The 8,345-nt window shown below is 69.3% G+C and carries 9 protein-coding genes; 7 read left to right on the top strand and 2 right to left on the bottom strand.

What is annotated here, in order from left to right; all coding sequences use genetic code 11:
• The 5 genes from G3N96_RS36215 to G3N96_RS36195 all read left to right on the top strand — a co-directional run.
• On the top strand, window positions 1-601 hold a 601-nt coding region (locus G3N96_RS36215; RefSeq protein ID WP_241022990.1), incomplete at its 5' end, for an SDR family NAD(P)-dependent oxidoreductase.
• An 84-nt stretch (window positions 602-685) separates the two neighbouring features.
• Window positions 686-1,402: a two-component system response regulator CreB gene (gene creB / locus G3N96_RS36210; protein WP_206140180.1), complete on the top strand. Its 717-nt coding sequence runs from the start codon at window positions 686-688 to the stop codon at window positions 1,400-1,402.
• Window positions 1,403-1,417: 15 nt separating this feature from the next.
• Window positions 1,418-2,869 carry a two-component system sensor histidine kinase CreC gene (gene creC / locus G3N96_RS36205; RefSeq protein WP_206140178.1) on the top strand — a complete coding sequence of 484 codons (1,452 nt, stop codon included), beginning with the start codon at window positions 1,418-1,420 and terminating at the stop codon, window positions 2,867-2,869.
• Between the two features lie 110 nt (window positions 2,870-2,979).
• Window positions 2,980-4,371, top strand: coding sequence for a cell envelope integrity protein CreD (gene creD, locus G3N96_RS36200; RefSeq protein WP_206140176.1), 1,392 nt, complete (start codon window positions 2,980-2,982; stop codon window positions 4,369-4,371).
• A 97-nt stretch (window positions 4,372-4,468) separates the two neighbouring features.
• Window positions 4,469-4,666: an oxidoreductase-like domain-containing protein gene (locus G3N96_RS36195; RefSeq protein WP_124578078.1), complete on the top strand. Its 198-nt coding sequence runs from the start codon at window positions 4,469-4,471 to the stop codon at window positions 4,664-4,666.
• A gap of 81 nt (window positions 4,667-4,747) precedes the next feature.
• Here the strand turns inward: G3N96_RS36195 and G3N96_RS36190 are convergent, their stop codons facing one another.
• Window positions 4,748-6,208, bottom strand: a complete 1,461-nt coding sequence (locus tag G3N96_RS36190) for an MFS transporter (protein WP_206140174.1) — start codon at window positions 6,206-6,208, stop codon at window positions 4,748-4,750.
• Between the two features lie 170 nt (window positions 6,209-6,378).
• On the opposite strand from G3N96_RS36190, the gene G3N96_RS36185 reads away from it, so the two are divergent.
• Window positions 6,379-7,251: a LysR family transcriptional regulator gene (locus tag G3N96_RS36185; RefSeq protein ID WP_124578074.1), complete on the top strand. Its 873-nt coding sequence runs from the start codon at window positions 6,379-6,381 to the stop codon at window positions 7,249-7,251.
• Window positions 7,252-7,310: 59 nt separating this feature from the next.
• Window positions 7,311-7,631 carry a hypothetical protein gene (locus G3N96_RS36180; protein WP_124578072.1) on the top strand — a complete coding sequence of 107 codons (321 nt, stop codon included), beginning with the start codon at window positions 7,311-7,313 and terminating at the stop codon, window positions 7,629-7,631.
• Window positions 7,632-7,681: 50 nt separating this feature from the next.
• On the opposite strand, the gene G3N96_RS36175 is transcribed toward G3N96_RS36180, so the two are convergent.
• A partial coding sequence (locus tag G3N96_RS36175; RefSeq protein ID WP_206140172.1) for a LysR substrate-binding domain-containing protein occupies window positions 7,682-8,345 on the bottom strand: 664 nt, incomplete at its 5' end.

The raw sequence follows: 8,345 nt of genomic DNA, 5'->3' as shown, positions 1-8,345 counted from the left end.
CCGCGGCGCGGCCCCGGCGGCGCAGGCGCTGCCCGGCGTGCCGGGCGACGCGCTGCGCATCGGCGGCATCGATCTCGTCGATCCGCAGGCCGCCGCGCAGGCGCTCGACACCGTCCAGCGCGAATTCGGCCGGGTCGATGCGCTGCTGAACATCGCGGGCGCGTTCGTGTGGCAGACGATCGCCGACGGCGACGCCGCCACGTGGGACCGCATGTACGAACTGAACGTGAAGACCGCGCTGAACGCATCGAAGGCCGCGCTGCCGCACCTGCTGGCGAACCCGGCCGGGCGCATCGTCAACATCGGCGCGGGCGCGGCGTTCAAGGCCGGCACGGGGATGGGCGCCTACGCGGCCGCGAAGGCCGGCGTCGCGCGGCTCACCGAGGCGCTGGCGGCCGAACTGCTCGACCGCGGCGTGACGGTGAACGCGATCCTGCCGAGCATCATCGACACACCGCCGAACCGCGCGGACATGCCGGACGCGGATTTCACGCGCTGGGTGAAGCCGGAGCAGATCGCGGCGACGATCGGCTTCCTGCTGTCGGCCGATGCGCAGGCGATCACCGGCGCGTCGATTCCGGTGACCGGCCGCGTGGCATAGCGCGGCAGGGCAAGGCAGGGGCTCGCGCCACGGCCGGCCGTGCGTACAATGTCGCACCGGATTGCGCGAGCCCTGCCTGAGACCATGCATCAGCCCACTATCCTGATCGTCGAAGATGAAGTGGCGATCGCGGACACGATCATCTATGCCCTCGGCACCGACGGCATGCAGACCGTTCACTGCATGCTCGGCCAGGCGGCGCTCGACCACCTGCGCGACACGCGCGTCGATCTCGTGGTGCTCGACGTCGGCCTGCCGGATCTCAGCGGCTTCGAGGTGTGCCGGCGGCTGCGCACGTTCTCCGACGTGCCGGTGATCTTCCTCACCGCGCGGCACGATGAAATCGACCGGATCGTCGGGCTCGAGATCGGCGCCGACGATTACGTGGTCAAGCCGTTTTCACCGCGCGAGCTGGCGGCGCGGGTGCGCGTGATCCTGCGGCGGTTCTACCGGACGGCCGCGCCCGAAGCGGCATCCTCGCCTGCAACATCACCCGCACCGGCCGAGACAACCGCACCGGGTTTCACACTCGACACCGACGGGGCCCGCGTAGCGTGGCTCGGCCACGCACTGGACCTCACGCGCTACGAGTTCGGGCTGCTGGCGCTGCTGGTCCGGCATCCGGGGCGCATCTATTCGCGCGAACAGCTCATGGACCTCGTGTGGCACGAGGCCTTCGATTCGGCCGACCGCACGGTCGACACGCACATCAAGACGTTGCGCGCGAAGCTGCGCGCGATCGATCCCGAACGCGACCCGATCCGCACGCATCGCGGGATGGGCTATTCGCTGCAACCGTAACGACCGGCACCGCCCATGCATATCGGCCTGCGCATCTTCTTCGGTTTTTTCCTGATCGTCGGCCTGGCTGCGCTGATCACGCTGCGCGTGTTCGTGCAGGAGGTGAAGCCGGGCGTGCGCGAGGCGATGGAGGACACGCTCGTCGATACCGCGCAAGTGCTCGCGACGCTGGCCGCCGACGATCTGGCGAACGGCCGCATCGCCAACGGCGCGTTCGCGCGGCAACTGTCGAACCTGCACGAACGCCCGATCAGCGCGAACGTGTGGGGCGTGCAGAAGAACACGATCGGCTACCGCCTCTACATCACCGACGCGCACGGCATCGTGCGCTACGACTCGTCCGGCCGCGCGCTCGGGCAGGACTATTCGCGCTGGAACGACGTGTACCGGACGCTGCGCGGCGAGTATGGGGCGCGCAGCACGCGCAGCGATCCGAACGACGACAGCAGCACCGTGATGCACGTGGCGGCGCCGATCCGGCACGGCAACCAGATCATCGGCGTGCTGACGATCGCGAAACCGAACCAGACGGTCGCGCCGTTCATCGCGCGCAGCCAGCGCAAGATCATGCTGTACGGCGCATTGCTGATGGGCGGTGCGATCCTGATCGGCGTGGCCTGCACGTGGTGGCTGGTGGTCGGGCTGCGGCGCCTGCAGCGCTATGCGCGCGCGATCGCGGCGGGCGAGCGGGCCGACATGCCGCTGCAGGGCGCGAGCGAGCTGGCCGAGCTCGGGCGCGCGGTGGAAAGCATGCATCAGCGGCTGGAGGACCGGCAGTACGTCGAGACCTACATCCATACGCTCACGCACGAGATGAAGAGCCCGCTGGCGGCAATCAGCGGCGCGGCCGAACTGTTGCAGGAGGAGATGCCGGTGGCGAACCGGCGGCGCTTCACCGAGAACATCCGCCGCCAGGCCGGCCGCCTCGAACAGATGATCCGCAAGCTGCTCGCGCTCGCCGAAGTTGAGCAGAAGCAGCGCCTGTCGGTGCGCGAACCGGTCGCGCTGCGGCCGGTGCTCGAACAGCTCGTCGACGATATCGAGCCGCGCGCGCGGCAGCGCGGCGTGAACCTGGCGATCGACGCACACGATGCGGCCGACCCGGCGGTGGTAGAAGGCGATCCGTTCCTGCTGCGCCAGGCGCTCGGCAACCTGCTCGACAACGCGCTGGATTTCGCGCCGCAGGGCAGCACGATCCGCATCGCGCTCGACCGGCAGCCGGCGGGCAGGGCGCACGTCGCGGTCGTGCGCGTGACCGACGACGGCCCCGGCGTGCCCGACTACGCACTGGCGCGCGTGTTCGAGCGCTTCTATTCGCTGCCGCGCCCCGACGGCCAGGATCGCAGCACGGGCCTCGGGCTGTGTTTCGTCCGCGAGGTCGCGATGCTGCACCGCGGCCAGGTCGCGCTCGCGAACCGTGACGAAGGCGGCGCATGCGCGACGCTCACGCTGCCGTCGGCGGGCTGAACACGCTTCGACTTCACGTTCGCCACACCTTCGCTTCACACCGGCTTCAATCGCCCTTCACCGGGCCGGATCATGCTGACCGTACCCTTTTACTCCGGTACCTGTCGGCCATGAATCGAGTCCTGTTGTTCAAATTCGCGATCACCGCGTTTCTCGCGCTGCTGATCCTGATCCCGCTGCAGATGGTGCAAAGCATCGTGCACGAACGCGCCGCGTATCGCCGGGATGCGCTGCAGAGCATCTGGTCGAGCTATGCGGGGCCGCAGACGGTGGCGGGCCCCGTGCTCGTCGTGCACTACACGGAAGTCACGCGGGTGCGCGACGATTCGCCGGCCGGCGGCGCGGCGAAGACGAGCCTGCGCAGCGAGACGAAGCGCCTGCTCGTGTTTCCGAAGACGCTGAACATCGACGGCACGCTGACGACCAGCGTCCGCTATCGCGGCATCCACAAGGCGCTGGTGTACGAGCTGGCAAGCCGGATGACCGGCACGCTGCCGTTGCCGGACCTGAAGAAGCTGCCGCAGGCGGACGGCCACGTGAGCTTCAAGATCGACGATGCCTATGTGTCGATCGGCATCGGCGACATTCGCGGGCTGACCGCGCAGCCCGACCTGCGCATCGGCGGCGCGCGCTTCGACGTCGAGCAGGGCACACGGCTGGACAGCCTGCGCCAGGGCGTGCACGCGAACGTCGATCTCGCGGCGCTGGCGGACGCCAACGCGGGGGCGGTCGTGCCGTTCAGCGTCGACCTGCCGTTGCGCGGGGCGGATTCCGTCGCGTTCGCGCCGGTGGGCGACCAGAACGATTTCTCGCTGAAATCGACATGGCCGCATCCGAGCTTCGACGGCGCATTCCTGCCGAACAACCGCACGGTCGATGCGCGCGGCTTCACCGGCAACTGGCGCGTGACGTCGTTCAACACGAAGGCGCGTGAGCAGATCATCTCCGGCGATGGAGAAGGCGCGATCGAAATGGCGTCGGTGTCGGTGATCGAACCCGTGAACGTCTATCTGCAGGCCGAGCGTGCGACGAAGTATGGCGCGCTGTTCGTGATGCTCACGTTCGCGAGCTTCTTCATGTACGAGCTCGTGAAGCGGCTGCGCATTCACCCGATCCAGTACACGCTGGTCGGCCTGTCGCTCGCGCTGTTCTTCCTGTTGCTGCTGAGCCTGTCCGAGCACATCAAGTTCGCGTATGCGTATCTCGCGGCGAGCGGCGCCTGCATCGGGTTGCTGGCCTTCTACCTGTCGTTCGTGCTGCACAGCGTGAAGCGCGGGGCGGTGTTCGCGGTGTTGCTCGCGGTGCTGTACGCGGCGCTCTACGGGTTGCTGCTGTCGGAAGACAACGCGCTGATGCTCGGTTCGCTGCTGCTGTTCGCGATCCTCGCCGGCATCATGACGCTCACGCGCCGCGTCGACTGGTATTCGCTCGGCGCCGCGTGGCAGCCGCTGGCCGACAAGGCGGGCGCGGGGGCCGTGAAGCCGGGCGCGCAGGGGAAGTAAGCGCGCGGGGTGTGGGCAGGCGCGCGGTTCGGCCAGCCGAAAGCGGCGGTGGCCCGGATCGACCTATACTGATCGTCCTACTTCACCGGACCACGCCGTGCAGAACCAACCTTCCGGGGATCCGTCCGTCGACGATCCCCGTCCGACCCCGCCCATCCAGCCCGAACTGGAAGACTGCTGCAACAGCGGCTGTTCACCGTGCGTCTTCGACCTCTACGACGAAGCCCTCGCGCGCTATCGCGTCGAGCTGGCCGAATGGGAAGCGCGCCAGGCGCAACGCCAGCCTCACGCGTGAGCCGGATGCCGGCGAGCGGCTGCATCGGCATCGGCACTCCTTCCGCGTCCGACCCTGCCGCCGCAACGCTTCCCGTGCCGCTTACGTCCCTGCATGCAGCCGCCGATGCAGCGGCCCGAGCATGGCCGACAGCGCGATGCACACGAGCAGGACGGCCGTCAGCGCGAACATCGACGTCCTGAAGCCCTGCACGTAATCGAGTGCGGCCGGATGCGCGCCGAGCCGGGCGAAGAACACGCCGCCGAGCGTCGCCGCGCCGACGGCCGCGCCGATCTGCAGCATCGCGGTGACCATGCCGGAGGCGACACCCGCGCGCGCCGTGTCGACTTCCGCGAGCACGATCCGCACGACCGACGGCAGCACGAGGCCCTGGCCGATCCCGATCGCCGCGATCCCCACGTAAAAGCCGAGGCCCGGCGTGGCGGCACCCGCCAGCGCGGCGGCCGTCGCGACGCCGGCCGCGAGCATCGCGAAACCGAGCGTGAGCACGCGATAGCCGCCGAACCGGCCGACGAGTCGCGGCATCAGCAGCGGGCTCGACAGGAAGCCGAGCCCGAGCGGCAGGATCGCGAGCCCCGACGCGAGCGGCGACCAGTTCAGGCAGCCCTGCAGGTAGATGCCGTAGCTCAGGAAGAACGCGCTCAGCGTATAGAACAGGAACGCCAGCACGAGCCCGAGCGCGACGACGGGGTTGCGGAACAGGCGCACGTCGAGCAGCGGATCGCGGCCGCCCGCGAGACGGCGCGCCTCGACCGCCAGCAGCGCGCCGAGCATCGGCAGCGCGCCGACGAGGCACGCGACCATCCACAGCGGCCAGCCGGCCTCGCGCCCGTGCGTGAGCGGGTAGACGAGCATCAGCAGGAACAGCGACAGCAGCACCATGCCCGGCACGTCGATGCGCTGGCCTTTCGGCGGCCGGCTCTCCGGGATGAAGCGCCAGCTGCCGATCAGCGCCAGGATGCCGATCGGCAGGTTGACGAGGAAGATCGCGCGCCAGCCGAGCCCGAACGGATGCAGGCTGATCAACGCGCCGCCGCCGAGCTGGCCGATCACGGCCGCGAGGCCGAACACGAAACCGTAGAAGCCCATCACGCGCACCTGCTCCTGCGGGCTGAACACGCTGCGGATCGTGGCGAGCACCTGCGGCGCGAGGATCGCGGCGAACAGGCCTTGCAGCACGCGGCCGCCGACCAGCACCGCGCCGCTGCCGGCGAGCCCGCACAGCGTCGACGCGACGACGAAGCCGGCCATCCCGATCATGAACATGCGTTTGCGGCCGTACAGGTCGCCGAGCCGGCCGCCGGTGATCTGCACGACCGCGTTCGCGCATGCGTACGCGGACACGACCAGCTGCAGCTCGGCCGGGCGTGCGCCGATGCCGTCACGGATGGCCGGCAGCGCGAGATTCACAATGAAGTAGTCGAGCGGCGGCAAAATCGCGCCAACCAGCAGGACCACCAGCGCCCAGCCGTGGTGGCTGCGCGGCGTCGCCGCGGCGGCCGTGCCGGCCGGCACGCAGGGGGCAAGGGTGTCGTTCGTCATGGAAGCAGGTCCGAAAGAATGAGTGCCACATTCACGCCGGACACGGCGACAGAAGCGCCGGTTCGGCCGTGGGCGGGCGATCGACCCCCATTCTCGGTGGTGGCGATGAATCGGAAAAGCGGGAATTGGTGGTAGCATCCATCGAATTACTCGATGGATGGAGCATGGCGATGCGCGGTTTCGACCTGGATCAGTTGCGTACTTTCGCGGCGGTCGCGGACGCCGGCAGCCTGACGGCCGCCGCGCCGCTGCTGCACCTGTCGCAGTCGACGGTCAGCGAGCAGGTGCGCAAGCTCGAATCGCGCGCCGGCGTGCCGCTGTTCGTGCGCAGCAAGCGCGGGGTCGAGCCGACCCCGGCCGGCGCGCGGCTGCTGCAGCACGCGCGGCGCATCGTCGCGCTGAACGAGGCCGCGTTCGACGAAGTGCGCGGGCAGGCGATCAAGGGCGAGCTGCGCGTCGCGATCACCGATTACTACCGGACCAATGAAGTCGCGGGGCTGCTGGCGCGGCTGCGGGAGTGCTACCCGCAGCTGAGCCTGCACGTCAGCGCGATGAAGAGCGCGGATATCGAAACGGCGCATGCGCGCGGGCAGGTCGATCTCGGCGTGGTGATGAACCTGTCGAGCGGGCCGTTCCGGCCGGCGTCGGCCGATACCCGCTGGGTGCTGCGGCGCGAGCCGCTGTCGTGGGTCGCATCGCCCGCGCTCGCCGAGCAGTTGCCCGAGCCGCTGCCGCTCGTGCTGCTGCCGGACGACTGCATGATGCATCAGGTCGCGGTGCGCTCGCTCGACGAGCAGCACATGCCGTACCGGCTCGTGCACAGCGCGTCGGGGGTGGCGGGGCTGCAGTCGATGCTGGCGGCGGGGCTCGGGGTGGGCTGCCTGTGCGCGTCGGCGATCGGCGACGGCATGATGCGGCTCGGTGCGAAATACCGGCTGCCGCCGCTGCCCGACGCGGTGTTTTCGCTGACGCCGCCGATGCCCGGCGAACGCGAAGCCGTCACGCAGGCGCGCGAGGTGCTGTCGCGGCAATTGCTGATGTAAAACCGGGCCGCACGACCTGCGGCGGCGCGTCCCTGAGAGGCGCGCGAAGGAACATAAAAATGAACGACGAACTGCAACGCCAGATGGCCGCGAAGCTGCAGGATGCGCTGGAGCGCGTGGTCGACGAACGCTCGCTGATCCACTTCCTGCGCGTGCTCGGCCACGACTGGAACACGGAGCGCCAGCTCGAGGCCGACGTGCCGCCGTCGCCATACGCCCGCGCCGCGCTCGGCTGGGAAAACCACTCGATCGGCGCGTACCTCGACGCGATGGTCGACTGGGCCGAGGCGTCGGAAGAAGGGCTGCGTTGCTACGACGTGCCCGACAATCCGTGGCGGCGCATGGCGGACATCCTGTTCGCCGGGAAAATCTACGAATAGCGCCAGACGGGCGCTGCGTTCACTGCGTTCGTGCCGTCGCCGCGAACCGTCTATTCGACGGTTTCGCCGCTCACATACGCACGCAGCCCATCAACCAGCGCATCGAACACCGCGCGGCAGCGCGGGCTCGACCGCAGGTCCTCGTGCATCACGACCCAGGTCTCCAGCTGCATCGCGAGCGTGTCCGGCAGCACCCGCACGAGCCGCGCGTCGCGTTTCGCGAGCCCGCTCTGGCAGAAGCCGATCCCGTAGCCGGCGCGGATCATCGCGAGCTGGGCGAGGTTGCTGTCGGTGCGCAGCGAGAACGCATCGCGCTTCCACAGCGGCATGCTGCGGCCCATCGAGCGGATGAACGGCGTGACCGTATCGAAGCCGATCAGCGCGTGATGCGCGAGTTCGTCGGTCGTCTCGGGTACCCCGTTGCGCGCCAGGTAGTCGTCGCGCGCATACAGCCCGACATCGACCGCGCCGATGCGTCTGGCAACGAGCGCCTCCTGCGTGGGCGGCGCCATCCGGACCGCGATGTCGGCCTCGCGCTTGAGCACGTCCTGGAGGCGGTCGGTCGGCACCAGTTCGATGACGAGCCCCGGATGATTGCGCCGCAATTGCGCGAGCATCGGCGGCAGCACCTCGACGGCGATCACGTCGCTGGCCGAGATCCGCACGATGCCGCGCACGCCGGCGCCGTGGCTTGCCGCCGCGCGCTCGAACGCG

It is taken from the genome of Burkholderia sp. Se-20373 (assembly GCF_017104705.1).
Taxonomy (GTDB): Bacteria; Pseudomonadota; Gammaproteobacteria; order Burkholderiales; family Burkholderiaceae; genus Burkholderia.
This window is presented reverse-complemented; position numbering and strand designations above follow the sequence as displayed.

Bases quoted from the DNA above. Each gene is read 5' to 3' on its own strand.
- G3N96_RS36190 (WP_206140174.1), bottom strand. From the start codon at position 6,208: ATGACGAACGACACCCTTGCCCCCTGCGTGCCGGCCGGCACGGCCGCC.
- creC (WP_206140178.1), top strand. From the start codon at position 1,418: ATGCATATCGGCCTGCGCATCTTCTTCGGTTTTTTCCTGATCGTCGGC.
- creD (WP_206140176.1), top strand. From the start codon at position 2,980: ATGAATCGAGTCCTGTTGTTCAAATTCGCGATCACCGCGTTTCTCGCG.
- G3N96_RS36180 (WP_124578072.1), top strand. From the start codon at position 7,311: ATGAACGACGAACTGCAACGCCAGATGGCCGCGAAGCTGCAGGATGCG.
- G3N96_RS36185 (WP_124578074.1), top strand. From the start codon at position 6,379: ATGCGCGGTTTCGACCTGGATCAGTTGCGTACTTTCGCGGCGGTCGCG.
- creB (WP_206140180.1), top strand. From the start codon at position 686: ATGCATCAGCCCACTATCCTGATCGTCGAAGATGAAGTGGCGATCGCG.